This window comes from Janibacter corallicola NBRC 107790 (assembly GCF_001570965.1).
Classification (GTDB): domain Bacteria; phylum Actinomycetota; class Actinomycetes; order Actinomycetales; family Dermatophilaceae; genus Janibacter; species Janibacter corallicola.
In genome coordinates, this window is sequence record NZ_BCSR01000041.1 from 1 (window position 1) to 25218 (window position 25218).

Annotated in this window: 22 protein-coding genes; 5 read left to right on the plus strand and 17 right to left on the minus strand. The window is 73.0% G+C overall.

Features of this window, described 5'->3' with window-relative positions; genetic code table 11:
- The 10 genes from JCO01S_RS12520 to JCO01S_RS12565 form a co-directional block, all read right to left on the minus strand.
- Window positions 1-346: YciI family protein (locus JCO01S_RS12520; protein ID WP_068256214.1), on the minus strand; the 346-nt coding region annotated here is incomplete at its 3' end.
- Window positions 347-437: 91 nt separating this feature from the next.
- Entirely contained in the window at window positions 438-1550 is a 1113-nt protein-coding gene (gene prfB / locus JCO01S_RS12525) for a peptide chain release factor 2 (protein ID WP_068256217.1), read from the minus strand.
- Between the two features lie 74 nt (window positions 1551-1624).
- Window positions 1625-3019, minus strand: a complete 1395-nt coding sequence (locus JCO01S_RS12530) for an AI-2E family transporter (protein ID WP_068256219.1) — start codon at window positions 3017-3019, stop codon at window positions 1625-1627.
- A gap of 84 nt (window positions 3020-3103) precedes the next feature.
- On the minus strand, window positions 3104-3571 hold the full coding sequence (locus JCO01S_RS12535; RefSeq protein ID WP_068256222.1) for a pilus assembly protein TadG-related protein: 468 nt from the start codon (window positions 3569-3571) through the stop codon (window positions 3104-3106).
- Entirely contained in the window at window positions 3568-4008 is a 441-nt protein-coding gene (locus JCO01S_RS12540) for a TadE/TadG family type IV pilus assembly protein (protein WP_068256224.1), read from the minus strand. Before JCO01S_RS12540 ends, JCO01S_RS12535 begins: the two co-directional genes overlap by 4 nt.
- Window positions 4005-4400 carry a TadE/TadG family type IV pilus assembly protein gene (locus JCO01S_RS12545; protein ID WP_084342898.1) on the minus strand — a complete coding sequence of 132 codons (396 nt, stop codon included), beginning with the start codon at window positions 4398-4400 and terminating at the stop codon, window positions 4005-4007. Before JCO01S_RS12545 ends, JCO01S_RS12540 begins: the two co-directional genes overlap by 4 nt.
- Window positions 4397-4621: a hypothetical protein gene (locus tag JCO01S_RS12550; protein ID WP_245634437.1), complete on the minus strand. Its 225-nt coding sequence runs from the start codon at window positions 4619-4621 to the stop codon at window positions 4397-4399. The genes JCO01S_RS12545 and JCO01S_RS12550 overlap by 4 nt, the downstream gene beginning before the upstream one ends.
- Window positions 4622-4661: 40 nt before the next feature.
- Window positions 4662-5615 (minus strand): type II secretion system F family protein, encoded by a 954-nt coding sequence (locus tag JCO01S_RS12555; protein WP_174521075.1) that lies wholly within the window; start codon window positions 5613-5615, stop codon window positions 4662-4664.
- Window positions 5612-6478 carry a type II secretion system F family protein gene (locus tag JCO01S_RS12560; protein ID WP_068256227.1) on the minus strand — a complete coding sequence of 289 codons (867 nt, stop codon included), beginning with the start codon at window positions 6476-6478 and terminating at the stop codon, window positions 5612-5614. Before JCO01S_RS12560 ends, JCO01S_RS12555 begins: the two co-directional genes overlap by 4 nt.
- Window positions 6475-7704 (minus strand): TadA family conjugal transfer-associated ATPase, encoded by a 1230-nt coding sequence (locus JCO01S_RS12565; protein WP_068256230.1) that lies wholly within the window; start codon window positions 7702-7704, stop codon window positions 6475-6477. The genes JCO01S_RS12560 and JCO01S_RS12565 overlap by 4 nt, the downstream gene beginning before the upstream one ends.
- A 185-nt stretch (window positions 7705-7889) precedes the next feature.
- On the opposite strand from JCO01S_RS12565, the gene JCO01S_RS12570 reads away from it, so the two are divergent.
- Window positions 7890-12071, plus strand: coding sequence for an FtsK/SpoIIIE domain-containing protein (locus JCO01S_RS12570; RefSeq protein ID WP_157074608.1), 4182 nt, complete (start codon window positions 7890-7892; stop codon window positions 12069-12071).
- 23 nt (window positions 12072-12094) lie between these two features.
- On the opposite strand, the gene JCO01S_RS12575 is transcribed toward JCO01S_RS12570, so the two are convergent.
- Together JCO01S_RS12575 and JCO01S_RS12580 are read right to left on the minus strand one after the other, a co-directional pair.
- Window positions 12095-13801 carry an amidase gene (locus JCO01S_RS12575; RefSeq protein ID WP_218002274.1) on the minus strand — a complete coding sequence of 569 codons (1707 nt, stop codon included), beginning with the start codon at window positions 13799-13801 and terminating at the stop codon, window positions 12095-12097.
- Window position 13802: 1 nt separating this feature from the next.
- Window positions 13803-14201, minus strand: coding sequence for a hypothetical protein (locus JCO01S_RS12580; protein WP_068256237.1), 399 nt, complete (start codon window positions 14199-14201; stop codon window positions 13803-13805).
- A 159-nt stretch (window positions 14202-14360) separates the two neighbouring features.
- On the opposite strand from JCO01S_RS12580, the gene JCO01S_RS12585 reads away from it, so the two are divergent.
- On the plus strand, window positions 14361-14609 hold the full coding sequence (locus tag JCO01S_RS12585) for a WhiB family transcriptional regulator (protein ID WP_068256240.1): 249 nt from the start codon (window positions 14361-14363) through the stop codon (window positions 14607-14609).
- Window positions 14610-14679: 70 nt separating this feature from the next.
- On the opposite strand, the gene JCO01S_RS12590 is transcribed toward JCO01S_RS12585, so the two are convergent.
- The gene (locus JCO01S_RS12590) at window positions 14680-16188 is read right to left on the minus strand and encodes a sensor histidine kinase (protein ID WP_245634438.1); all 1509 of its coding nucleotides are present in this window, start codon (window positions 16186-16188) and stop codon (window positions 14680-14682) included.
- Between the two features lie 20 nt (window positions 16189-16208).
- Entirely contained in the window at window positions 16209-20999 is a 4791-nt protein-coding gene (locus JCO01S_RS12595; RefSeq protein ID WP_068256243.1) for an NAD-glutamate dehydrogenase, read from the minus strand.
- Window positions 21000-21155: 156 nt separating this feature from the next.
- Between JCO01S_RS12595 and JCO01S_RS12600 the strand changes: the two genes are divergently transcribed.
- The 3 genes from JCO01S_RS12600 to JCO01S_RS12610 are packed head-to-tail and all read left to right on the plus strand — an operon-like array spanning window position 21156 to window position 22445.
- On the plus strand, window positions 21156-21416 hold the full coding sequence (locus JCO01S_RS12600; RefSeq protein ID WP_157074609.1) for a hypothetical protein: 261 nt from the start codon (window positions 21156-21158) through the stop codon (window positions 21414-21416).
- Window positions 21413-21949, plus strand: coding sequence for a hypothetical protein (locus JCO01S_RS12605; protein ID WP_068256250.1), 537 nt, complete (start codon window positions 21413-21415; stop codon window positions 21947-21949). Before JCO01S_RS12600 ends, JCO01S_RS12605 begins: the two co-directional genes overlap by 4 nt.
- Before the next feature lie 10 nt (window positions 21950-21959).
- Window positions 21960-22445, plus strand: a complete 486-nt coding sequence (locus JCO01S_RS12610) for a DUF2505 domain-containing protein (protein ID WP_068256253.1) — start codon at window positions 21960-21962, stop codon at window positions 22443-22445.
- 23 nt (window positions 22446-22468) lie between these two features.
- Here the strand turns inward: JCO01S_RS12610 and JCO01S_RS12615 are convergent, their stop codons facing one another.
- From JCO01S_RS12615 to JCO01S_RS12625, 3 genes are all read right to left on the minus strand, one after another.
- The gene (locus tag JCO01S_RS12615) at window positions 22469-22852 is read right to left on the minus strand and encodes a DUF6912 family protein (RefSeq protein ID WP_068256257.1); all 384 of its coding nucleotides are present in this window, start codon (window positions 22850-22852) and stop codon (window positions 22469-22471) included.
- Entirely contained in the window at window positions 22852-24276 is a 1425-nt protein-coding gene (locus JCO01S_RS12620; protein WP_068256261.1) for a WS/DGAT/MGAT family O-acyltransferase, read from the minus strand. Before JCO01S_RS12620 ends, JCO01S_RS12615 begins: the two co-directional genes overlap by 1 nt.
- Before the next feature lie 52 nt (window positions 24277-24328).
- On the minus strand, window positions 24329-25218 hold an 890-nt coding region (locus tag JCO01S_RS12625; protein ID WP_157074611.1), incomplete at its 5' end, for a CpaE/TadZ family protein.

A 25218-nucleotide genomic window follows, 5' to 3' on the forward strand; every position in this document is an offset into this window, starting at 1 on the left:
GCCGCCCGCCGGCCCCGGGGGCAGCGGACAGTCGGCCCGCGAGCTCGAGGGCGCGGTCGCGGCTGTCGACGTCGATGATCATCCAGCCGGCGACGAGGTCCTTGGTCTCGGCGAAGGGGCCGTCGGTGACCGGGGGCCTGCCATCACCGTCGAAACGAACCCACATGCCCTCCTCGGAGAGCGCCTGGGAGTCGACGAACTCCCCGGTCTCGACGAGCGAGTCCGCGAAGTCGTTCATGAACTGCACGTGGGCCGACACCTCGTCGGGCGTCCACTCCTCCATGGGCACGAAGTCGGGCTCGGTGGGGGCACCGCGGTAGTGCTTGAGCAGCAGGTACTTGGCCATCGTCTCTCTCCTCGGTCGATGCGACCCATTCTGGTCGCTGCACCCCGGGGTCGGAGTCGACGGCGAGTTCTCGACACCCGCTGCGGAAGATCTACTCCTCGATCTTGGCCTGCTCGATGCGCCAGCGGATCCCGGACTCGATGAACTCGTCGATCTCGCCGTCGAAGACCGCGGAGGGGTTGCCCGTCTCGTGGCCGGTCCGCAGGTCCTTGACCATCTGGTAGGGGTTGAGCACGTAGGAGCGCATCTGGTCCCCCCAGCTGGCCTTGACGTCACCGGCGAGCTCCTTGCGCTCGGCGGCCTCCTCGGCCCGCTTGGCCAGCAGCAGCCGGGACTGCATGACACGCAGCGCGGCGGCCCGGTTCTGGATCTGGGACTTCTCGTTCTGCATCGAGACCACGATCCCGGTCGGGATGTGGGTCATCCGCACCGCCGAGTCGGTCGTGTTGACCGACTGGCCGCCGGGCCCGGAGGAGCGGAAGACGTCGACCTTCAGGTCGTTGTCGGGGATCTCGATGTGGTCGGTGCTCTCGATGACCGGCACCACCTCGACCGCCGCGAAGGAGGTCTGGCGCCTCCCCTGGTTGTCGAAGGGGGAGATCCGCACCAGACGGTGGGTGCCCCCTTCGACCGTCAGGTGCCCGTAGGCGTACGGGACCTGCACCTCGAAGGTGGCCGACTTCAGCCCGGCCTCCTCCGCGTACGAGGTGTCGAGGACCTTGGTCGGGTAGCCGTGCCGCTCCGCCCAGCGCAGGTACATCCGCATGAGCATCTCGGCGAAGTCGGCCGCGTCCACTCCCCCTGCGCCGGCGCGGATGGTCACGACGGCCTCACGCTCGTCGTACTCGCCCGAGAGCAGCGTGCGCACCTCGAGCCGGCTGATGTCCTTGGCGAGCGTACCGAGCTCGGCCTCGGCCTCGGTGAGGCTCTCGGCGTCCCCCTCCTCGCGCCCGAGCTCCACGAGCGCCTCGACGTCGTCGACGCGGGCGTCCATGGACCGGATCCGGTCGCGCTCGGAGTTGGCCCTCGAGAGCGCGGAGGTCACCTTCTGCGCGCTGTCCGGGTCGTCCCACAGGTCGGGGGCGGCCGACTGCTGCTCCAGGTCGTGGATCTCCTGCTCGAGCTTGTCGAGGTCGACCACATCGCGCACCGACTGCATGGTGGTACGCAGGTTCTGGATCTCGGAGTCGAAGTCAACACTCACGGGAGGCCACTTTACGTCAGGGCGGGGTCACCCCCTTCGGCCGCGGGGGGGGGGTGGGCGGCGTCGCCGCCCGGTCACACCGGTTGGGCGCTGCGGTCGTCCCGGGGGTCACTCGCGATGAACTGGTTGATCCACCGGGCCCGCGGGTCACGGTCGATGAGGACGGTCTTGACCAGCAGCGTGAAGGGGATGGCCAGCAGCGCACCGAGAGCACCGAAGACGTAGGACCAGAAGATCAGCGACAGGAAGGCGGTCGTGGCGTTGATCCCGACCGCGTCGCCGGTGAACTTCGGCTGCAGGATCGTCTGGATGACGAAGTTCGAGACCGCGTAGACCCCGATCACCCAGAGCATCGTCGAGACCCCTCCGGAGAGCAGGCCGAGGAAGGCCGGCGGGACGAGGCCGATGACGAAGCCGACATTGGGGATGTAGTTCGTCACGAAGGCGAGGAAGCCGAAGGTCAGCGCGAGCGGGACCTCGAGCCAGAGGAGGGCGCCGTAGTCGATGACGGCGACGATGACACCGAAGATCGTCGAGACGATCCAGTACTTGCGCACCCGGAGCCCGAAGTCGACGAGGGCGTCGGCCAGGTCGGGCTTGTGCAGGTGGAGGGTGTCCATGCGCCCCGCGACGCCGCCGGCGTCCATGACGAGGAAGATCATCACGGTGAGCAGGAAGATCATCGTCGTCGTCAGGCCGGTGAGGGTGTCCGCGAGGGAGCGCGCGACCCCGGTGAGGCTCTGCAGGTCCAGCTGGCTGATCGCGTTGTTGATCTGGGCGTCGTTGACGCCCCACTCCAGCAGCTGGCGGCGCCCGTCCTGGATGAAGGCGGTGAAGGTGTCCGCGTACCTCGGTTTGCCCAGCTCGTTGGCGAACTCGGTGGCCGTGACGACGAGCGAGTAGCCGAGGAAGGCGAGCGTCCCGTAGAGCAGCACGATGAGCAACAGCGCCGCGATCGGCCCGAAGAGCAGCCGGCGCACGAGCTTGTACACGGGGTAGAAGGCGATGATCAGCGTGATCGCCAGGAAGGTCGGCGCGACGATCGAGGCGACCGAGCGCAGCCCGGCGATGGCCACGATCCCCGCGGCGGCGCCGAGGAGCAGGGTAAGGGTGGGGGTCAGGTGGACCCGTCCGATCTCGCGCTCCTCGGGGTGCTCGTGCAGCCGGTCGGCCTCACCGAGCTCGTCGACGGGGATGCTCGGCTGGCCCGGGAGGGCCACCGCGGGAGCCACGCTCCCGTCCGCGGCCTGCACGACCCTGGTGTTGCCTTCCGGCACGGGCGGCGGGGGCTGGGGCGAAGGGGGCTGCGCCGCCTCCGTGGGCCGGGCCGGTTCCTCGGCCGGTGGGGGGTCCTCGACGGGCGGGTGGTCCTCGGCCGGCGCGTCGGCGGACTCCTCGAGCGGTACGTCCTCGGTGGCGGGCTCCTGCGCGGGTCCGTCCCCGGGTCGCTCGTCGTGCTCCACGTGCATGCCTCCTGCCGGCCATCGGCACTCTCCGGGGCTCATCGTGTCACCCGGCGAGAAGGATCGGGAGGGTGGCTCGTCACGACCTCGTCACGGGGCGGTGCGCACGGCCGCCCTGGCCCGGGACTCCACGGTCACGGTGACGGAACCACCGAGGGACTCCAGGAGGCCGCCGACGAGCGGCAGGTCGGCCTCTGCGGTCAGCCGCACGACTGCGGTGCGCCCGTCGGGACTGCCGGTACCCGGTGCCACGGACCACGCCTCGAGGCCGTGCGGCCGTCCACGGGAGGCGAGGTGCTCGGCGGCGGTCTGCTGCACGAGCGCGTCGTCCAGAGGCAGGTCGGTGCCGAGGCCCTCGTCGTAGATCCGTCGGGCGCCCTCGTCGGTCGCCGCCAGGGCGGCCGCGTCGGCGGCGTCAAGCAGGCGCATCCGGGAGATGTGCACCGAGGTGACGGCGAGGCCACCGATGATCAGCGTCATCGCGATGACGGTCAGCCCGAGGATGAGCACGGACAGCTGGCCCCGGTCCTCGCGCAGCCGGCGGCGAAGGGTGCTCATCGTGCCTCGTACCGGGGCACCGGGGAGACCTGCGTCGCCGAGACGGGCACCTCCAGCGGGACGGCTCCGCGGACGGCTTCGGGCAGCAGGGGAAGCGGCACCGACACGGTGGCTCGGGTCGTGACCGACCCTCCCGGGGCCAGGCACGGGGACGCGCTGCAGGAGATGCGCAGCCGGCCGTTGCCGTCGAAGCCCTGGTCGGCGAAGGCGATGTCCGCGGCCGCGTGGGAGCGGGCGTCGGCGTGGCCCTCGTCCGTGGCCGTGACGAAGGCGCGGCCCGCCTCCCGGGCGGCCTGGGTGACGGCGTAGGACCCGGCCTGGACCCGCGCCAGGCAGAGCACGAGGTAGATGAGCGGGATGAGCAGCACCATCGCGAGCCAGACGAACTCGACGACCGCGGTGCCGTCCTCGTCGCGCAGGCGTCCCCGGATGCTCATTGCGACTCGGCGAAGGCTCGGCCGCGCACGTGCAGCCCGTCGTCCGGGCCCAACGGCCCGATGATCGGGATCGGGGCGTCGACCGAGACGACCACGACCCGCACACCGGCCGCGGTCGTGTCGGTACTCGTGGTGACGTCGCCCGCGAACCGCGAGGACAGGGTCCGCGTCACGAGGTCCCGGGTGCGCTGCGCGCCCTGCGCCGGCGAGGCGCCCTCCCGCGCCCCGTACCGGGCGCCCTCGGCGGCGCACGAGACGAGCGTGTTGCGCACGTGCAGTGTCAGGCCCAGCTGGAAGACGGCCATGAAGACGAACAACAGGAGCGCGGAGGTCAGCGTGAAGTCGACCACCGCGGAGCCGCCGTCCTCCGCCAGCCCGGGGACGCCCCTCACTCGTGCACCGCGTCCGGCCCCGTCACCCCGTTGATGGCGCTTTCGAAGAGGCCCTTGAGCTGCTCCCCCGCGATGGCCCAGATCCCGGTGACCAGCGCAGCCGTCATCAGGGTGATCAGCACCCAGCCCGGGACGTCACCCGTCTCGTCTCCGAGGCGGGATGCGGCGGCCCGGATCTTCTCGGAGCACCGCAGGTGTGCCTTGATGAGCGGGTCGGTCATGGTGTGTCTCCTTCTTCGTGGGTGTGGCGTGGTCCGGTGGTCACATCTGGAACTGGAAGAAGCCCAGCCCCGGGAAGAGTGCGAAGGCCACGGTGATCGGAAGGACCCCGAAGACGACGGGGATCATCATCGCGATCTCCTTCTTGCCGCCGGCCTCCATGATCTGGCGGCGTCCCTCCTCGCGGACGTCCTGCGCCTGGGCCCGGAGCACGTCCGCGAGGGGTGTGCCGCGCTCCACGGCGACGATGATCCCGTCGACGAACCGCGCCAGCGAGACCAGCCCGGTGCGCTCGGCGAGACCCTGCAGGGCCGAGGGCAGGCTGGCTCCGGCTCGGGCGTCGGCCAAGCAGCGGCCGAGCTCGTCGGAGAGCTCCCCCTCCGAGAGTCGCACCACCCGCTCCAGGGCGCCGGGGGCACTCTCCCCCGCCCCGACGGCGAGCGCGAGCAGCTCGGCGACGGTGGGGAACTCGGCGAGCATGCGCGCCTCCCGACGCTCGGCCTGGCCGGTGAGCAGCGTGTCGCGCACGACGACACCGATGCCGAAGCCGAGGGCGGTGAGCACGAGCAGGAAGACGGGTGAGCGGCCCTGTCCCGTGACGAGGACGAGGCCGAGCAGGCCTCCGATGACGCCCCCGCCGAGTCCGAGCAGCACCTGCTCGGCGCGGAACTGGTCGGTGTCCGGTTCCTTCCCCGCACGCACCAGCCGGCGGCGGACCGAGCTGGTCCCGCCGAGCACCCGCTCCACCCGCACGCCGATGTCCCGGATCACCGGCCGCAGCACCGCGGGGATGATCGCGGTCAGCGGGAGCTCCTCGCGGGCGAGCAGCCGCGAAGGGAGTGGCGTGTCACGCAGGTACGGGGCCATCCGTTCCTCCAACGTGGCCCGTCGGTGACGGGGCAGCCCACGCAGGATCAGCACGACGCCGAGGGCCAGCACGAGGCCGAGCACTGCGCCGCTGCGGGCGAGGCCGATCTGGTGGACGAGGTCGGTCATCTCAGCACCCGCTCCTCCTCCGGGAGCCGGCCGATGCGCACCATCACGCGGTAGGCCGCGATGCTCACGGCGGCGCCGACGGCGAGGACCAGCGCCCCGGTCGCGGTGTCGTAGGCCCGCACCGACTCCGGCCGAGAGGCGAGCATCGCCAGCACGAGCCAGGGCGCGGCGACCGCCAGCCGGGCGGCGCCCACCGTCCAGGACTGGCGGGTCTCGAGCTCGTTGCGGGTGCGGGCGTCCTCCCGCAGGAAGGCCGAGAGGGTCCGCAGCAGGCCACCGAGGTCGGTGCCTCCGACCTCCCGGGCGATCCGCAGCGACTCCACGAGCCGGTCCCCGATCGGATCTGCGAGGCGCTCCTTGAGGCCGTCGAGGGCGGTCCCGAAGCGACCGGTGGTGCGGTAGTCGGAGGCGAACTCACGGAAGGCGGGCCGCAGCTCCTCCGGTCCGCGGACTGCGAGCTGGGCGAGCGCCTCCGGCAACGCCAGGCCGGCGCGCACGGCCGAGGTGACGTTGTCCACCGCGTCGGGCCAGAGGTCGCGCAGCTGCGCCCTGCGGGAGCGGGCCCGCATCCGCACGACGGCGACCGGCGCCCACGCGGCCATCGCCCCGAAGCACGCGGCGATGGCCGGTACACGAGTCAGAGCCGTGACGGTGATCAGCACGAGCAGGCCCGCGAGCGCGGACGACGTGAGCAGTCCCGTCGGGCCGATCCCCCGGTACCCGGCCTGGCCCAGGTCGTCCCGCAGGCGGCGCAGCGCCCGCGCCTCCCCCGACCGGCGCTCCTTCTCCTCGCGCGGCCAGGCCGACCACCAGATGAGGAAGAGGCCCAGGCCGAGGAGTCCCCCGAGCGCGACGCCCGTCATGACCCAGCACCCGCCAGCAGAGCCGCGAGATCGTAGCCGGCCCGCCGGAACCACTGCCGGTGGGGCGGGTATCCCTCGGCCCGTACGAGCCGCCCGTCCCGGGTGGTGAAGATGTCGCTCGTCTCGACGACGTCGGTCTCGACCCGACCCGGCAGGGCCACGATCTCCCGCACGCGGCGCACCCCGTCGCCCTCCAGGGCGGCGTGCACGACGAGGTCGATGGACCCGGCCACGGTCGGCACCACGAAGCGGGATCCGATGTTCTCGCCCGCCAGGAGCGGCAGCGTGCACATCTTGGTCACCGCCTCGCGCGCAGAGTTCGCGTGCACTGTGCACATCCCCGGCAGGCCGCTGTTGAGGGCGATGAGCAGGTCGAGGCTCTCCGCCTGCCGGACCTCACCGACGATGATCCGTGACGGGCGCATCCGCAGCGCCTCCTTGACCAGGCGCCGGAGCGGAACCTCGCCGGTGCCCTCGAGGCTGGACTGGCGGCACTGCATGGAGACCACGTCGCGCATCGGGATCTTCAGCTCGAAGACCTCCTCGCACGTGATGACGCGCTCGCGCGGCGGGATGGCAGCCGAGAGGCAGTTGAGCAGCGTGGTCTTCCCCGACTGGGTCCCACCGGCGACGAGGATGTTCAGCCCGGCGGCGACGGCAGCCCCGAGGAAGGCGGCCGCCTGGGGGGTGAGCGTCCCGAGCCCGACCAGGTCCTCGAGCCGGTTGGCCTTGACGACGAACTTGCGGATGTTGACCGCCCAGTGCTCCCTCGTCACGTCGGGGATGACCACGTGCAGCCGGCTGCCGTCCGGCAGGGTGGCGTCGACGAAGGGGGTGCTGAGGTCGATCCTTCGGCCGGAGGGCTTGAGCATCTTCTCCACGAGGTCGCGCACCTGCTCCTCGCTGAGCACGGTCGGGGTGAGCTCGGCCACCCCGTCCCGGGCGATGAAGACCTGGCTCGGGGAGTTGATCCAGATCTCCTCCACGAGCGGGTCGTCGAGGTAGCGCTGCAGCGGCCCGAAGCCCGCGACGGTGTCCAACACCGACTTCACGGCGGCCTCGGAGTCGGCGAGCACCGGCATCCCGCCGCGCAGGCTGCGCTCGTCGTAGTCCTCGACCGCCGCACGCACGAGGCCCGCGACCTGCTCGGACTCACGGACCGGGTCCACCCCGGTGCGGCGGATGAGCTCGCGGACCTCGCTCTCGACCGTCTCGACGGCGTTCATGGGGCTCCCCCTCGGAGTCTCCTGTGGCGTGGAGGGGCCCGTGGGCTCCCCCGAGGAGCAGCACGCTACTGATTTCGGGGCGGCTCGCATCTCGAGAATCCACAGGCCCCTCCGACCGGGCCCGTGAAGCATCCCTGTGGACAACTCCCGGCACGGGTGGACCACTGCTGCCTACCGTGGCCGCCATGCTCCTGCAGCTGACCATCGTCGACGCGGCCACGGGGGACGAGCGCCCCATCGAGGTCCGCGCCGAGGAGCACCACACGCTCGATGACCTGCTGACGGTGCTGGGCCGCCCCACGGACACCGTGACCCGCATCGGGGGCCTCCCGGCCTCGCCGGAGCTGCGGGTCGGCCGGCCGCCCCTGCTGGACGGGGCGGCCCTGGTCCTGGGCACCGCCGGGCGGGTCACGCCACCGCCGACGGCGCCGCTGCGCCTCGTCTCCGTGGCCGGCCCGGACAGCGGCCGGGAGGTGCTGCTCACCCACGGCCGGCACGTCGTGGGGCGCGGCGGCGAGGCCTCCGCCGTGCTCGAGGACGACACCCTCTCCCGCGAGCACGTCCGGCTGACGGTGGACCGCGACGGCGTCCTCGTCGAGGACCTCGCCACGACCAATGGGACCACCCTCGGCGCGGACCCCCTGCCGCAGGCGGGTGCCCGGATGCGGGTCGGGGACTGCCTCCGTGCCGGGCGGACCACCTTCGTCCTGGGACGGACCACCACCCTGCCCTCGCGGCGACGCCCGACCGGTCGCGGGACCCTCGCGGTCAGCCCGGTGCCACACGTGCCCGACCCCCTGGCCATGCCGACCCTGACACTGCCCGAGGAGCCGCGACCGCCGCGCCGCCGGCCCATCCCGTGGGTGATGGTCCTCGCGCCGCTGCCGATCGCCGCGGTCATGGCACTGGTCCTCGGGCCGCGGATGCTCCTGCTGTGCCTGATGACCCCGGTGCTCGTCCTCGCCTCGACCGTCACCGACCGGACCGGGAGCCGGCGGGAGCACCGCGCCGCGCACGCGCAGTGGCGCCTCGACTCGCGGGAGGCGGCCCACCGGCTGGAGCTCGCCCTCGCGGTGGAGCGCCGCGCCCGCCTGCGCGCGGCCCCGGACGCCGTCGCCCTCCTCGACGCCGCGAGGGGCGACGGCCCCCGGCTGTGGCAGCGCCACCGGGACCACGAGGAGCACCTCGACCTGCGCATCGGTCTGGGCGATGCCCCGTCCCGCACGACCGTCCGGCACGGGTCCGGTGAGCGGGAGCACCCGGTGGTCTCCCGGGTGCCGATCGTTCTGGACCTGTCCGCCACGGGTGTGCTCGGCATCGCCGGCCCCCGCCCGGTACGTGACCGCCTGGCCCGGCACCTGCTGTCCCAGCTCGTCGTGCTGCACTCCCCGCGCGTCCTGCGCCTGGCGGTGGTCGCGGGCGAAGGGGGCTGGCCGGCCCCCTTCGCCGGACTGGTCCACCTGCGGGAGCACGAGGACGTGCCGGGGTCCGCCCGGGCCGCGGTGCAGCCCGGCGACGTCGGCGCCCTGCTCGCGGCCCTGGCCGCGAACGCCCGGGAGGCGTCCGAGAGCGAGCAGCGACCGGCGCAGGACACCGTCGTCGTCGTCGACGAGGTCGACCGCTGGCGCACCGACGGCAACCTGCGCACCCTCCTCGACGCGGCGGGTGGGGACGGCCCGCGCCTCATCGCCCTGGCGGACTCGCCCGACCAGCTCCCGCACGAGGCGGGCGCCGTCGTCCTGCTGGAGGGCCACACCGCCACCGTCCGGGTCGCCGGCGAGGGGGCGGCCCGGTGCACCGTCGACGGTGTGGGAGCCGGCTGGGCCCACCGGCTCGTCGACGCGCTGCTCCCGCTGCGGGACGCCACCCCCTCCGCCGCCGGCGGGGCGCTGCCGACGAGCACCCGCCTCCTCGACCTCATCGGTGTCGACCCCGACGACGTCGGTGCGGTGCGCCGCCAGTGGTCGTCCCGGCCCCGGGCACCGGTCGACCTCGCGGTTCCCGTCGGGGCCGGGGGCGACGAGGTCGTCGGGATCGACCTGCGTCGGGACGGACCGCACGCCCTCGTCGCCGGGACCACCGGTGCCGGCAAGTCGGAGTTCCTCCAGACCTGGGTGGCCTCCCTGGCACTGCACCTGACGCCGGAGGAGATCTCCTTCGTGCTCGTGGACTACAAGGGCGGCGCCGCCTTCGCCGACTGCACGGACCTCCCCCACACCGTCGGCGTCCTCACCGACCTCGACGAGACGCAGACCCGGCGCGCGCTGACGAGCCTCGACGCGGAGCTCACCCGGCGCGAGCACCTGCTGGCCGCCTCCGGGGCCGCCGACGTCGACGCCCACGAGGGCCCTCCCCTGCCGCGGCTGATGATCGTCGTGGACGAGTTCCGGGTCCTCGCCGAGGAGCAGCCCGAGGCCCTCGGCCACCTCATGCGCATCGCCACCGTGGGCCGATCGCTGGGCGTGCACCTCGTCCTCGCCACCCAGCGACCCGGCGGCATCGTCTCGGCCGACATCCGTGCGAACGTCAACCTGCGGATCGCGCTGCGCGTGCGCGACCGCGCCGACAGCGAGGACGTCATCGGCTCCCGCGACGCGGTGACCCTCCCGGAGGACGCGCCGGGCCGGGCGCTGGCCCGCACGGGTGGCGGGCCGGCGCGCGCCTTCCAGACGGGGCGGGTGGCCGGGCGCGCCGGCTCGCGCGAGCAGGGCCTTCGGGTGCGCGACGTCGGTAGGCCGTGGCCGCCGGCACCCGATCCCGCCGATGCCGGGCCCAGCGACCTGCACCGGCTGGCGGTGACCTTGACGAAGGCCGCAGCGGAGCTCGGGACGGCCACCCCGCACCGTCCGTGGCTGCCTCCCCTCCCACACGTACTGGCACACGGGGACATCCCCGGCCACGCCGCGGACGAAGGGGGCGCCCCCTTCGGCATCCGGGACCGGCCCGCGGAGCAGCGGCAGGTCCCGCTGCGGTGGTCACCGGCGGAGGGCAGCTGGATGGTCATCGGTGGCCCGGGCACCGGACGCACCACGACGCTGGCGGCCGTCGTGGGCGCGGCCGCCGGTGCCTTCCCACCCGAGCGGGTCCACGTCCAGGTGCTCGGGGACGGCTCCGCCGGGCTCGCCCGGCTCGCCGGACTCCCCCACGTCGGCAGCATCATCGACGGGAGCGACCCGCCGGTGCTGCGGCGCTTCCTCGACCGGCTGGAGGAGGAGGTCCGGCTCCGGCGGGGCGCCGCCCGCGAGGCCGGGCACCCGACCCTCGAGGCGTGGTGGGAGGCCTGGGAGCAAGGAACCACGGCCTCGCCCCCGCCACCCCACCTGCTCGTCGCCGTCGACGGCTGGGGACGGTTGCGCCCCACCGGCACGGTGGACCCGGTGGAGCCGACCGACCGGCTGGAGGCCGTGGCCCGGGAGGGCACCGCCGTCGGGGTGCGTCTGCTCCTCACCGGCGGGCGGGAGCTGCTCGGCGGTCGGATCGGCTCGCTCGTGCCCAACCGGCTCGTCCTGCACCTGGCCGACCGTGGCGACGCCGCGCTCGTGGGGCTCACCCGGGACGACCTGACCGGACCCCCGATCCCCGGCCGGGGGCGGGTGATGCCCGGAGGTGACCTCGTCCAGGTGGCCCTGCCCGATCCCGTCGATCCGCCCGCGGCCGTCCCCGCCAGCACCGCGCCGAGCGAGGAGGGCGGGTCCGCGAACCTGCCGTGGACCGTCACGCCCCTGCCCGAGCGGGTCGCGGCAGGGGCACTCGCCCCACCGTCGCCGGGGCGGATCCCGGTGGGTGTGGGCGGCTGCGGCGGGGAGACCCTGTGCTGGCAGACGAGCCGGCAGCGTCGCCTCCTCGTCTGCGGGCCGCCCGGCAGCGGCCGCTCGAGCGCACTCGCCGTGCTCGCCCAGGGGCTCGGCGGAGTCGGCGTCCCGGTCGCCCTCGTCACGGAGGACCACCCAGCCGCCGGCACCGCAGGGCTGCACGTGCTCGCTCCCCACGACCGCGAGCAGCTGCTCGAGCTGCGTCGGGGACATCCCGAGCTGGCCGTGCTCGTCGACGACCTCGACCGGCTCGAGGACGCCCCCGTCAGCGACGTGCTCCGCGAGGTCGTGCGCCGGGTCGACGCGGACCGCGGGGTCGTCGTCGGTTCCTCCTCCCCCCTCGCCGCCACCTCCGTCCGCGGGCTCGTCGCCGAGGTCGCCCGGGGCCGGTCGGGGCTGCTGCTCCAGCCGAGCAACCGCAGCGACGGCGATCCCTTCGGGATGCGCCTGCCACCGCTGCCCCGCTTTCCGGGACGGGGCCACCTCGTCCTCGGCGGGAGCGCCCGGGAGGTCCAGGTGGCCCTGCCGGTCGCGCCCGGTGGGCGCGCCGCGTGACCGCGAGCGGCTGCCGGCGCGACTCACCCCAGGCGTGGGGTCCGTGGCGGCTCGGTCCGTCGCCGCCCGGTCGCCTCGAAGGCGGCGGCGATCGTCAGCAGCCGGTTGTCGTCCCACCCGCGCCCGGCGAAGGTCAGCCCCACCGGCATGCCGATGTCGGCCATGGTGCCCATCGGCACGGTCACGGTCGGGATGCCGAGGTGGCGGGGCACGAGGTTGCCGTTGGCCACCCACACCCCGTTGCGCCAGGCGAGGTCCGCCGAGGCCTCGTCGACGTCGGCGTCCGCCGGGCCGACGTCCGCGACCGCCGGAAAGATGACGGCGTCGAGCCCGCGCCCGTCCATCCACTCCTCGAGGTCGACCCGGCGGGTCTCCTCGAGGCCGCGCAGTCCCCCTTCGAGCATCGGCAGGGTGGTGACGTCCTCGACCACGCCCTCCTCGCGGGCCCGGGTGACGTGCTCGGCGAGGTCCCCCTCGAAGGCGCCGTAGCGGTCCGGCAGCGCCCCCTCGGGGTGGGGGAAGATCGCCGCGCCGTCGACGTCGGCGAGCCGGTGCAGGTGCGGGTCGCCGTTGGCTCGCAGGAAGGTCTCCCAGCCCCACGTGGCCAGGGCTCCCAACTCCTCGGTCAGGTACCCCTCGGGCACGAGGCCACGGGTGGCGATCGTCGGTGCCCCGGCCCGATCTCCCTCATAGTTCGACACGGCCGGGAAGTCGGTCTCGACCACCTCGGCGCCGGCGGCCTCGAGGTCGGCCCGGGCGGCCGCGAAGAGGTCCAGCACGCTCGGCCGCACGGTGATCCGCTCCCCCGTCGGCCCCCCGATGCCCTGCCCGGTGCCGGCCTCCTCGTCGGTACCCAGGTACATCCGCGGGACACCGAGCCGCAGGCCGGCGAGGGCTCCGGTGCCCGCCGCGCCCAGGGCGGGGTAGGACGCCGGGCGGACCTGCGAGGCGGCGGGGACCTGGATCCACGGCTGGGTGCGCCACAGGTCGCCGGTCGTGTCCGGGTCGTCGGCCACGATGACGTCGAGGACCTCGAGCAGGTCGGCCATGGTCCGGGTGTGCGGGACGACGACGTCCATCGACGGCGTGAGCGGCCAGTTCCCACGGACCGAGATCACCCCACGGGAGGGGGTGTAGGCGCACAGCGCGTTGTTGCTCGCCGGTGCCCGCCCGGAGGACCAGGTCTCCTCCCCGAGACCGAAGGCGGCGAAGCTCGCGGCCGTGGCGGTACCGGAGCCGTTCGAGGAGCCGGAGGCGAAGGCCGCCGTGAGGTGGTCGGCGTTGTAGGGGCTCTCGGCGCGGCCGTAGACCCCGCGCTGCATCCCGCCGTCGGCCATCGGCGGCATGTTGGTCAGGCCGATGAGCACCGCGCCCGCGGCGCGCAGCCGGGAGATCGTGAAGGCGTCACGCTGGGCGACCAGCTCCGCGAAGGCGGGCGAGCCGCTCGCGCAGGTCAGGCCGGTGGCCAGGTAGGAGTCCTTGGCCGTGTACGGGATGCCCTCCAGGGGCCCCCGGAGGCGGCCCTCAGCCCGGCGCCGGTCGGAGGCATCGGCCTCCTCGAGCGCGTCCGGGTTCGGCACGACGACGGCATTCAGCCGGATCCCGTCGCGGTCGTAGGTCCCGATCCGGGAGAGATAGGCGGTCACGAGCTCTCGGCTGGTGACCTCCCCCTCCTCCAGGGCATGGCGAAGGGAGGCGATCCCCGCCTCGACGACGTCGAACATGCTCACCTCACAGGGTCGTGTCGGGCAGGTCGGGCGAGGGCGCAGCGGCCGCCGCGACGATGCCGATGACGGCCAGTGCCGCCAGGCCGACCCCCACGAGCGCCCCCTCGGTCGTGCCGAGGGTCCAGGCGGCCGGCAGGAGCAGCAGGTTCCACACGATCGTCGGGGTACGCGGCCAGCGACGGCCGGTGAACCAGCCCCCGGCCACGACGGCGAGCAGTGCCGCGAAGACGATGCAGACGACGAGTGACATCCACGCGATGCTCGCCTCGGTGGCCTTCCCGGAGACGAGCTCGACGAGGTAGGACGCCGCCGCCAGGAACAGGAGCAGGGCCTCCAGGGCGATGACGCCGCCTGCCAGACGGACGGCGGAGGAGGGACTCAGCGGTACGGGCGAGAGGGACACCAGAGCACTCTAGGTGACCCATGACACGCCTCGGGAACAACCACGACCCCCTATCCCGTTTGGCAGGTGCACGGTATCTTGGAGCCTTGTGCGCGGCGTGGAGCATGCTTCGGACCCGCTGACGCACGACCCCCCGACCCCACAAGGAGAACGACCCCTATGGACTGGCGCGACCGCGCAGCCTGCCTGGACGAGGATCCAGAGCTCTTCTTCCCGATCGGCAACACCGGCCCCGCGATCGCCCAGATCGAGGAGGCCAAGAAGGTCTGCCGCCGGTGCGAAGTGATCGACACCTGCCTGCAGTGGGCCATCGAGTCCGGACAGGACGCGGGTGTCTGGGGCGGTATGTCCGAGGACGAGCGCCGTGCGCTCAAGCGCCGGAAGGCCCGCGCCCGCCGCGCCGGCTGAGCACCCCGGCCCCGCTGCAGAGCCGTCTCCGAGCATCCGCTCGGAGGCGGTTTCGTCATTGTCGGGCCGGTCAGCTCTCGAGGGGGCGCAGCCGGGCGCTGAAGCGCACCCGCGTGCCTGTCGGCGCGGCATCGTCCCACCGGATCTGGCCACCGAGGTCGTGGACCATGGAGGTGACGATCCGGGTCCCGAGACCGGCGCGGCTGGGACGGAAACCGGCGGGCAGCCCGGGACCGTCGTCGACGACCGAGACCCGCAGGATCTCCCCGCCCGCCTCGTGCCCGGTGCGCTCGGCCTCGACGTAGATGCGACCGCCGTTCGGGACCCCGTGCTCGGCGGCGTTCTGGACCAGTTCGGAGAGGATGAGCCCCACGGAGGTGGCGTCCTCGGCCCGCATCATCCCGAAGCTGCCCGTGAGGCGGGACTCGATCCCGTCCTGCGTGCTGGCCACCTCGACGATCGCCTGCAGTCCCCGGCGGGCCACCTCGTCGAAATCGAGCGCCTGGGCGAAACCGGTGCTCAGCGCCTCGTAGATCATCGCGATGACCCCGATGCGGCGCTCGGACTCGGCGAGCGCGCCCCGCGCGGGACCCTCGGGGAGGCGGCGGCCCTGCATCCGCAGCAGGGCGGCGACGGTCTGCAGGTTGTTCTTCACCCGGTGGTGGATCTCCCGGATGGTCTCGTCCCTGGTCATCATCTCGTCGCTCCGGCGCCGTAGCGCCGAGACGTTGCGGAGCAGGATCAGCGCCCCCGCACGGGAGCGGTCCCGCACGAGGGGGATCGCCCGGACGGCGAGTGCCGACTCCCCCACCGTCATGTCCGCGCGCCACGGTGCCCGGCCCATGGCGACGAGCGACATCCCCTCGTCCAGCTGCGAGTCGTGGTCGGTGAGCGCGGTCAGCAGGTGCAGGAGCACCTGCCCCTCGACGCGCCCCTGGTGTCCGAGCTGGCGGATGGCACTGATCGCGTTGGGCGAGGCGTAGCGCACCGTGCCCGACACGTCGAGCCGGATGACGCCGTCACCCACCCGGGGCGAGCCCGTCCGGGCCCCGCTCGAGGTGCCCGCGATCGGCCAGGTGCCGTCGGTGACCATCGTCAGGAGGTCGTCGCTGAGGGTGACGTAGTTGCCCTCCAGCCTGGTGTGCATCTGCTCGCTGGAGCCCACGTCGTGGACGCTGAGGACCGCGACGACGCGGCCGCCGCGGCGAACCTGTGTGGCACTCTCCCGGATCAGGTCCTGCCCGCGCTCCCGGACCCGGTGCGGGACCGGCCCGTCGGCGTGGGCCGCCTCCTCGACGAGGTCACCGAAGGTGGGCGCGGGCTGCTGGCCGATGATGTCCTCGACGAAGACCATCGGGGCGGTGCCGGGCCGGGTGTGCGCGGCGGCGACCCACCCGTCCTCCTGCTCCAGCCACAGCACGAGGTCGCTGAAGGCCAGGTCGGCGATGATGTGCCAGTCCTCGACCAGCAGGTGCAACGCCTCCGCGTCCTCGACGGTCAGGCCCGGGGTGATGCGCAGGAAGTCCGCGAGGGTGCGCACGCGCAGGCTGTAGTCGTCGCCGTTCCCGGGCCGTGTCACGGAAGACATCCGGATGCCCCCTACCTGGTCACCGAGCGCAGCGTGCGCAGCGCGACCGAGAGCGCGGCGATGCCGGGCCTGGCCAGCTGCCGGATCCCGGAGAGCTGGGAGCGCACCCGCTCCAGGGACTCGTCGTGCTCCCGCGACCACTCCTCCAGCTGCGCCTGCGGGTGCTCGCCCTCGCGGGCCAGGACCGACCGGGTCAGGGTCTGCAGGGTGGCGTAGAGGTCGTCACGGAGGGCGCCGCGGGCGAGGGCGTCCCACTGCTCCTCCCGCGGCAACCGGGTCACGAGGATGAGCAGCTCGTCGATGCCGAAGGTCTCCGAGAGGGTGAAGTAGGTCTCCGCGACCGACTCCGCAGGCATCCCCGTGTCGTGGGCGATGTCGACGATGTCCAGCAGCGAGAACTGGTCGAGCAGCACCCCCGCGTGACGGGCCAGCTCCGCAGGGACGCCCTGCTGCACGAACTCCTCCGCGGAGCTGCGGAAGCGCTCGGCCTGGGAACCGCGCAGCATGTCGGGCACCTTCGGCGTCAGCGAGGACACCGCGGCGAAGCGCTCGATCTCCTCCAGGACGTGGACCCGGCCGGGGCGGGCGGAGAGGAACCACCGCACCGAGCGGTCCATCAGCCGGCGGAAGTTCAGGTAGAGGCGGGTCTGGATGGCGGTCGGCACCACGTTGTCCAGGGCCTCGACCTGCCCGACGAAGTCGTCCAGGCCGAAGACCTCACGGCACACGAGGAAGGCCCGCGCCACCTGCGCCGGCGTCGCGCTCGTCTCCTCCCCGGCCCGGTGGACGAAGGTGATCCCTCCCCGGTTGACGATGTCGTTGGCCACCGCTGTGGTCACGATCTCCCGACGAAGGGGGTGGGTCTCCAGCTGGTCGGCGAAGCGCTCGCGCAGCGGCGTCGGGAAGTACCCCGACAGCTGCCGTGCGGTCGCAGGGTCGTCGGGCAGATCGCTCTCGACGAGGTCGTCCTTGAGCACGAGCTTGGAGTAGGCCATGAGCACGGCCAGCTCGGGTGACGAGAGACCGCGACCCTGCTCCATGCGACGGTGCACTTCCGACGTGCTCGGCAGGAACTCCAGCTCGCGGTCGAGCTCGCCCCGCTCCTCGAGGGACTCCATGAGCCGCTCGTGGACCGCGAGCATGTCCCCGTCCTGGGCGCGGGCATTGCCGAGCAGGACGTTCTGCTTGTAGTTGTCGCGCAGCACCTGCGCGGCGACCTCGTGGGTCATCGACGCGAGCAGCTCCACGCGGCCCGGCTCGTCGAGCCGCCCGTCACGGACCGCCCCGCCGAGGAGGATCTTGATGTTCACCTCGTGGTCCGAGGTGTCCACGCCGGCGGAGTTGTCGACGGCGTCGGTGTTGATCTGCACGCCCTTCTCGGCGGCCTCGATCCGGCCTCGCTGGGTGGCACCGAGGTTGCCGCCCTCGCCGACGACCCGGGCACCGATCATCGAGCCGTCGACGCGGATCGCGTCGTTGGCGCGGTCCCCGACTTCGGTGTCGGTCTCGGTGCCGGCCTTGATGTAGGTGCCGATGCCGCCGTTCCAGAGCAGGTCGACCGGCGCCTGCAGCACTTGGTGGATCAGCTCGTTGGGGGTCATCGAGGTCGGCCCGGACAACCCGAGGGCGTGGGCGGCCTGCTCGCTGACCGGGACCGACTTGGCGCTGCGGGACCAGACCCCGCCACCCTCGCTGATGAGGCTCTCGTCGTAGTCGCCCCACGAGCTGCGGGGCAGCTCGAAGAGCCGGCGCCGCTCGGCGTACGAGGTGGCGGCGTCCGGGTTCGGGTCGATGAAGACGTGGAGGTGGTTGAAGGCCGCGACGAGCCGGATGTGCTCCGAGCACAGCATCCCGTTGCCGAAGACGTCCCCGCTCATGTCGCCGATGCCGACGACCGTGAAGTCCTCGGTCTGCGTGTCGAGGTCGAGCTCGCGGAAGTGGCGCTTGACCGACTCCCACGCACCGCGTGCGGTGATGCCCATGCCCTTGTGGTCGTAGCCCACCGACCCACCGGAGGCGAAGGCGTCGTCGAGCCAGAAGCCGTACTCCCGGGAGATCGAGTTGGCCAGGTCCGAGAAGGACGCGGTGCCCTTGTCGGCGGCGACCACGAGGTAGGAGTCGTCGCCGTCGTGGCGGACCACGCCGGAGGGAGGGACCACGTCCTCGCCCACCCGGTTGTCGGTCACGTCGAGCATGCCGGAGATGAACTGCGTGTAGGCCGCCCTCCCGGCCTGCTGCCAGGCGTCGCGGTCCACCGCCGGGTCCGGCAGGTTCTTGGCGAAGAAGCCACCCTTGCTACCGGTCGGCACGATGACGGCGTTCTTGACCATCTGCGCCTTGACCAGGCCGAGCACCTCGGTGCGGAAGTCGTCACGCCGGTCGCTCCAGCGCAGCCCTCCTCGTGCCACCGCGCCGAACCGCAGGTGGACCCCTTCGAGCTGCGGGCTGTGCACCCAGATCTCGAAGGCGGGGTGCGGCAGCGGCATGTCCGGCACCTCGCCGGGCACGATCTTGAAGGACATCCTCGGCAGGGGCTCGCCGGCGTCGTCGACCGCGTAGTAGTTGGTGCGCAGCATGGCGCCGACCACGTCGACGAAGGCGCGCACGATCCGGTCGTGCTCGAGGGAGGCGACGTCCTCCAACGCGGTGCGGATGCGCCGGCGCACCTCTTCCTGGGCCTCGTCCCGGTCGCTGCCGGCGACGCCGTCGAAGAGCTCGGGGTCGAAGCGCGCGCGAAAGAGGGCCACGACGTCCCGGGCGATCTCGTGGTTCCCCACGAGCGCGGCCTCGATGCTGCTCTGGTCCCACGTGCCGCCGATCTGACGGATGTACCGGGCGATGGCACGCAGCAGGGCGACCTCGCGCCAGGTGAGGCCGGCTCGGATCACCAGCGCGTTGAACCCGTCGGACTCGGTGGCCCCCGCACGCACCGCGAGCACGGTCGACTCGACGAGCTCGCGCAGGTCCTCGTGGGAGTGGGACTCCCAGAGGGAGGCGTCCTCCATGCGCATCGCGAAGTCGTAGACCTCCGCGGTCCGGCCGTCACGTCGGGTGAGGGTGTAGGGCTCCTCCTCGACGACCTGCACGCCGAGGTCGGCGAACATCGGCATGAGCTCGTCGAGGGTCAGCTCCTCGATGCTGAAGATCTTGAACCGCCGCACGTGCGGGTCGGGGCTGCCGTGGCCCCGGCCGGGGTCGTAGAGGGCGCAGCCGACGGGTGTGTCCTCCCCGAGCGTGAGGACGTTCCGCAGGTCGGCGACCGCCTGGTGCGGGGCGAAGTCCTCGGTGTAGTCCAGCGGGAAGGCGTCCACCCACGGCGCCAGCAGTTCCCGTGCCCGGTCCGAGCCGAAGACCGTCTGGGCCGCGTCCAGGAGGCGCTCGTCCCAGCTGCGGGTGGCATCGGCCAGCTTGGCCTCCAGGTCCACACGGGCCTCGCCCTCGGGCAGCCGGATCCCCGACGTCGAGCGCAGCACGCAGTAGATGCGGGCCATCGGCTCCTCGGAGACGTGGACCGAGTAGCTCACCTCGTCGGCGCCGGTCCCGTCCCGCAGGACGTCCTCCACGCGGCTGCGCACCGCCGTCGTGTACCGGTCCCGGGGCAGGTAGACCATCGCCGTGACGAACTGGCCGCCGGAGTCCACCCGCAGGAAGCTCACCGTGCGAACCTGGTTCGACATCTGCTGGACCCGGTGGACCATGTCGAAGAGGTGGTCCACGGGCGCCTGGAAGAGCTCGTCCCTCGGCAGGCCCTCGAGCAGCCGCATGACGAAGGCGCCGGAGTGGCTCTCCTTCGCCCAGCCGCCCCGCTCGAGGACCTCGGCCACCTTGTCGCAGATCAGCGGGATCGTCAGCACCGAGCCGGTGTAGGCGGTGGAGGAGAAGAGGCCGGCGAAGCGGGTCTCGATGACCCGCTCCCCGTCACGGACGCGCACCGCGATCAGGTCGGGGTGGCCGACGCGGTGCACGGGCAGCACCTCGCTGGACTTGCCGATCGTCACGCACTCCCGGTGCTGGGCCGACTCGCCGCTGCCGAGCGGGGTGATCGCCTCGGCCGCGTCGTCGTCGCGCAGCACGCCGAGACCGCTCCCGCGGATGGCGCTCACCGTGGTCCCGCCCCCCTCGGAGTCCTCGACCACGTGGTCCCGGCTGCCGATGAAGGTGAAGTTGTCCTCGACGAGCCACCGGAGGAACTCGGCACCCGCTGCCTGGTCCTCGGGGTCGCAGACGCCGTCGCCGTCGGCGAGCCGGTCGGCGAGCGCCAGCATGGCCTCGCGCATCGGCTCCCAGTCCTCGACGGTCCGGGTGACCGCGAGCAGCACCTCGCGGATCCCCTGCACGGTGCCCTCCGGGTCGGTCGGGCGGCTCAGCTCGACCCGGATCCAGGACTCGCGCACCGTCCCGGGCGGCAGCTCCCTGCGGGGGTCCAGGTCGAGCACCTCTGCCAGGTGCCCCTCCCCGTCGCGCTCGACGACGAAGACCGGGTGCACGAGCAGGAAGGTGGTGATCCCCTCCTGCCCCAGCCTCCCGAGGACGGAGTCCACGAGGAAGGGACGGTCCTCGGTGACGGCGAAGAGCGTGTCCTCACGCAGCTGCACGACCGGCTCCCCGGCGCGTCGCTGCCGGGCCAGCTCCCGGTGGGTGGTCGCCATCGTGAGGAGGTCCTGCGGTGACCTCCCGGCGACGGTGGTGACGTCCACGTCACGCAGGTACCGCTCGACGAAGGGGGCGTCGGAGCCGGCGAGCTCGGCGGCCCGGGCGATGGATCGTGCGGTGTCGTCGGCGGTCACTGGCAGGTCAGCCATGGGTGGGCATCCTCATTCATGCATCTCGCGGGTCACGCGTGGGGACCTCGCCGTCCCCAGCGACCCGAGCGTATCGCCACGAGACCTGCATCACACGATCGGCCCGGTGTGGATGACGACAACACCCCGTCGGGGCTGCCGATAGGCTGGCTGGTCATGCCCGACTCCTCCCGTCACGAGCACCTCGCGCCCCTCGCGACGGCCCTCTCCCGCATGGCGGAGGGCGTCGGCCGAGCCGACGCCGAGCTCCTCGAGCAGCAGGTCCTCCTCGGGGACCGGAGCGTGCAGGGCCGGGTCGACGACCTCGTCGACGACGCGCTCGAGGCGCTCCGGGAGGTCGCCACCTCGTGCCGTGAGCTGGCCAACGCCGTGGCCGGGGCGGAGACCGGGCACGAGCCGCAGCGGGAGCACCGGTGAGCGTGCTGTGGGGCGACCCCGCCTCGGTGAGCGCGCTGGCTGCCACGCTGCGCCGCGCCGCATCCCACGTGGATGCCGGCGGTCGGTCCGTACGGGACCAGCTGCGCGAGGACGCGCCGGGGTGGACCGGTCCCCATGCGGCGGAGACGCGTCACCACGTCGGTGCCCTCCTGACCCAGTCATCCCGGGTGGCCGAGGCCCTGGACTCGATCGGACGCCGGCTGCAGTCCGACGCCACCGACCTCGCCGCGACCATCGCCGGGCTGCGACGCCTCGAGGACGAGGCAGCCGCCCTCGGCCTGGAGGTCCGGGACGGCACGGTCCGGGAGCGCTGGGGGGTCATCGGCGTCGCCGATCCCGCGGTGGCACGGGCCGACGACGAGAACCGCCGCCACGTGCAGGAGCGGCTGCACACCGGCCTGGCGGCCCTCGGTCGGCGACGCGCCGCCCTGGCCAGGGAGTGCGCCACTGCCTCGCAGGCACTGCAGGAGTGCACCGCCGCGTTGCGCGGGCGGTCCGCTGGGGAACGCTAGCGTTGGCACCATGAGGATCAGCCGCCGCAGCTCCGTTCCCGTCGACGTCGAGTCGGCCTTCGCCGTCATCGCCACGGAGGCCTTCCAGCGGGACAAGGTCGCCGAGGCGTGCACCTCTGCCTCCGCCACGCTGCGCGAGGACGGGGACGTGCTCCACATCGACGGTGAACGGGTTCTGCCGACCGCGGGCATGCCCCGCGCCGTGGTGACCGCGGCCGGTGACGAGCTGCGGATCACCGAGCGGCAGACCTGGTCGGCCCCCGACGCGGGCGGCTCACGGCACGCGGAGCTGGAGATGTCCGTGCAGGGACTGCCGCTGTCGATGACCGGCAGGGCGGCCCTCACCCCCGACGGCGACGGATCGCTGCTCACCTTCGACGGGAACCTCACCTGCGGGCTGCCCCTCGTCGGAGGCAGGATCGAGCGGGCGGCAGCTCCCGTCATCGAGGGCGCCTTCGACGACGAAGCGACGCTGCTGGCCCGCCGCACCACCTGAGCGGCCGCGGCGGGTCGGGCACGTCAGGAGCCGAGCAGCCCGAGCTCCGTCACGTCGTACCAGAGCAGGTCGTCGTATCCCGTGCCGGCCGGGCCCTGCCCCTCCTCGACGTGGAAGGAGACGACGTCGCCGACGGGGACCTCGAGCGGATCAACGAGCATTCCCCGCACATCACCGGTGGGCGACACCGTGACGTCGGCGGCGGCCACCGCCCGGCGGCCGGCTCCGAGGTCGCGGGCGGCGTCGAGGGCGCCGCACATCGCCTCGAACTCCAGCTCCTCCTCGTCGGCCCCGGGGTCGCCGGCACGCAGCGGCCCGGTCACGCCGAAGGCGGGGCGCCGGGGCAACGTCGCGTCGGCCCTCAGACCGGCGAGGTCGGTGAGGAGCAGTGGGACGTAGACCCGCATCAGGACCTCTTCGGACGTGGCGCGGAGCGCAGCTCGAGCAGCGCCTCCTCGATGGACTGGGCCAGCAGGCCCAGGTCGGACAGGGTGGCGCGGTCCCCGGTCAACCCGTAGTGGATCCGGCCGTCGTAGGAGGTCATGCCGATGGACAGCCCCTGGTCGCGCCCGAGGGGCATCACCGGGTAGGCCGCGCGCAGCCGCGAGCCCTCGACGTGCAGCGCCTGCTGCGGGCCGGGGACGTTCGTCACGACGAGGTTGGACAGCCGCCGGGTCATCGCGCTGCCCAGCCGGGCCCCCAGCGTGTGCAACGTCGGCGGCGCGAACCCACCGATGGAGGCCAACGAACCGGCGTCGACCCCCTCGGCCGAGGCGGACTCGATCTGCTGACGCATGGCGAAGGAGATCTGGTGCAGCCGCATCGAGGGGGCGTTCTCGCCGATCGGCAGGTCGACGAAGCAGGCCGTCATGGCCTGGTCGGTGAGCGGGTCGCCGGTCCCGTCCACGATGCTCACCGGCACCATCGCCCGGATGCTCGACGTGCTCGTCACGGGCAGGCCACGGGTCTGCATCCAGGTGCGCAGCGCACCCGTCACGGTGGCCAGGACGACGTCGTTGATCGTCACGTGCTGCGCGTAGCGGCCGCGGGCGAGGCGGCTGCGGATCGCGCGATAGTCCTCGAGGTCGGTGTCGACCATGACGTACCGGCGGGCGCCTCCGACGGGGGCGTTGAGCGGGGTCGACGGCGCGGGCCGGGTGCCCACCTGGGCGAGCGTGCTGACGACCTGGCCGGTCGTCTGCACGACCCTGCGCCCGGTCTCGGTCGCGTCGCGCAGCCCGTTGCGCACGAACCGCACGGCCTTGCCCGGTCGCATCATCGTCCCGACGAGCGCGTCGGCGACGAGGCGCAGGTCCGAGGGCTCGGGGGCGGGCTCACCGGCGCGTTCGTCGACGGGCACCGCGTCCGGGTCCAGCAGCAGCTGGGCGAGGTCGACCGCGTGGATACCGTCGACCATCGCCTGGTGCGCCTTCGTGACGATCGCGAAGTACCCGTTCTCGAGGCCCTCGACGAAGTAGGCCTCCCAGAGCGGGCGGTCCCGGTCCAGCGGACGGGCGATGATGCGGGCGACGAATTCCTCCAGGGCAGCGGGGGTGCCCGGCCGTGGCAGCGCGGAGCGCCGCACGTGGTAGGTGAGGTCGAAGCGGTGGTCGTCGACCCACACGGGGTTGTCCAGCCGCCCCGGCACCTCGCGGATCCGCTGCCGGTAGCGGGTGTGGTCGGCGATCCGGTCACCGACGACCCGGATGAAGCGGTCGTAGTCGAAGCCTTCGTCCGGCGGCTCGAAGACCATCACCGACCCCACGTGCATCGGGAGGCTCTGCTCCTCGACATAGAGGAACGCCGCGTCGAGGGGATCGAGTCTGCTCACCACGGCAACATGGTGGCACGACGAGGGCGGGACGGTGGAGGTGACGCTCACCTCACCGTCGCGAGAACAACCGGCGGCGACCGCTCGGCTGCGGGGGCACCGTGCCCGTGTAGCTCCCGGCCACCCCGGCCACGGCATGGCGAAGGGGGCTCTGCGGCCTGGCCTCCGCGAGGGTCTGCCCGGCGAGCAGCGCGGCGTCGGCCGCCTCCCCGTCCTCGGGGAGGAAGGTGATCTCCGCGAGCCCCGCAAAGCGGGCGAGCGCCTCCTCCACCCGGCGTTCCGGCTCCGGCCCCACGGTGGCGGCTCGCAGCCGGTTGACGACCGGCCGGGGCTCCGGCGAGGGCACGGCGGCGACGGCCTGGACGGCGCGGACCATCCGCTGCAACCCCACCGGGTCGGCACGGCCGACGAGCAGCAGGTCCTCCGCCTGCTCGAGCACGGTCAGGGTGCTCGCATTGCGTCTCGGCGCGAGGGTGTCGTAGCTCAGCTCCTCGTCGTCCTCGATCCCGAAGCCGCAGTCGATGACGACGACGTCGGCCAGGGTGCGAGCGAGCGAGATGACGTGCTCCACCGCGGCCGGACGCACCTCGGTCCACCGCGACGGGGTCGGGATGCCGGTGAGCACCCGGAAGCGGGGGGCGACCTCGACCGCGAGCCGGGCCAACCCCGCGCGGTCGAGGGCGCCCTGCTCGGAGGCGCGGGCGGCCGCCGCGAGCCCCGGGGCCTCGTCCAGGACGCTGAGCTGCTGCGCCACGGAGGCTCCGTAGGTGTCCAGGTCCAGGAGCACCGCTGACGTGCCGGCCTGGGCGATCTCGGCCGCCAGGTTGATCGCGAGGGTGCTGCGACCGGGGGCACCGGTCGGACCCCACACGGCGACCACCCGCCCGGCGGACGGCTCCCGGTCGGCGGGCACGCCCCCTTCCTCCTCCTCGGCCGCCTCCT

Excerpts from the sequence above, each read along its gene's own strand:
- JCO01S_RS12615 (WP_068256257.1), bottom strand. The coding sequence starts at position 22,852 with ATGCGGGTCTACGTCCCACTGCTCCTCACCGACCTCGCCGGTCTGAGG.
- JCO01S_RS12555 (WP_174521075.1), bottom strand. The coding sequence starts at position 5,615 with ATGACCGACCTCGTCCACCAGATCGGCCTCGCCCGCAGCGGCGCAGTG.
- JCO01S_RS12560 (WP_068256227.1), bottom strand. The coding sequence starts at position 6,478 with ATGACGGGCGTCGCGCTCGGGGGACTCCTCGGCCTGGGCCTCTTCCTC.
- JCO01S_RS12595 (WP_068256243.1), bottom strand. The coding sequence starts at position 20,999 with ATGGCTGACCTGCCAGTGACCGCCGACGACACCGCACGATCCATCGCC.
- JCO01S_RS12530 (WP_068256219.1), bottom strand. The coding sequence starts at position 3,019 with ATGCACGTGGAGCACGACGAGCGACCCGGGGACGGACCCGCGCAGGAG.
- JCO01S_RS12565 (WP_068256230.1), bottom strand. The coding sequence starts at position 7,704 with ATGAACGCCGTCGAGACGGTCGAGAGCGAGGTCCGCGAGCTCATCCGC.
- JCO01S_RS12570 (WP_157074608.1), top strand. The coding sequence starts at position 7,890 with ATGCTCCTGCAGCTGACCATCGTCGACGCGGCCACGGGGGACGAGCGC.
- JCO01S_RS12585 (WP_068256240.1), top strand. The coding sequence starts at position 14,361 with ATGGACTGGCGCGACCGCGCAGCCTGCCTGGACGAGGATCCAGAGCTC.
- JCO01S_RS12550 (WP_245634437.1), bottom strand. The coding sequence starts at position 4,621 with ATGACCGACCCGCTCATCAAGGCACACCTGCGGTGCTCCGAGAAGATC.
- JCO01S_RS12540 (WP_068256224.1), bottom strand. The coding sequence starts at position 4,008 with ATGAGCATCCGGGGACGCCTGCGCGACGAGGACGGCACCGCGGTCGTC.
- JCO01S_RS12600 (WP_157074609.1), top strand. The coding sequence starts at position 21,156 with ATGCCCGACTCCTCCCGTCACGAGCACCTCGCGCCCCTCGCGACGGCC.
- JCO01S_RS12610 (WP_068256253.1), top strand. The coding sequence starts at position 21,960 with ATGAGGATCAGCCGCCGCAGCTCCGTTCCCGTCGACGTCGAGTCGGCC.
- JCO01S_RS12535 (WP_068256222.1), bottom strand. The coding sequence starts at position 3,571 with ATGAGCACCCTTCGCCGCCGGCTGCGCGAGGACCGGGGCCAGCTGTCC.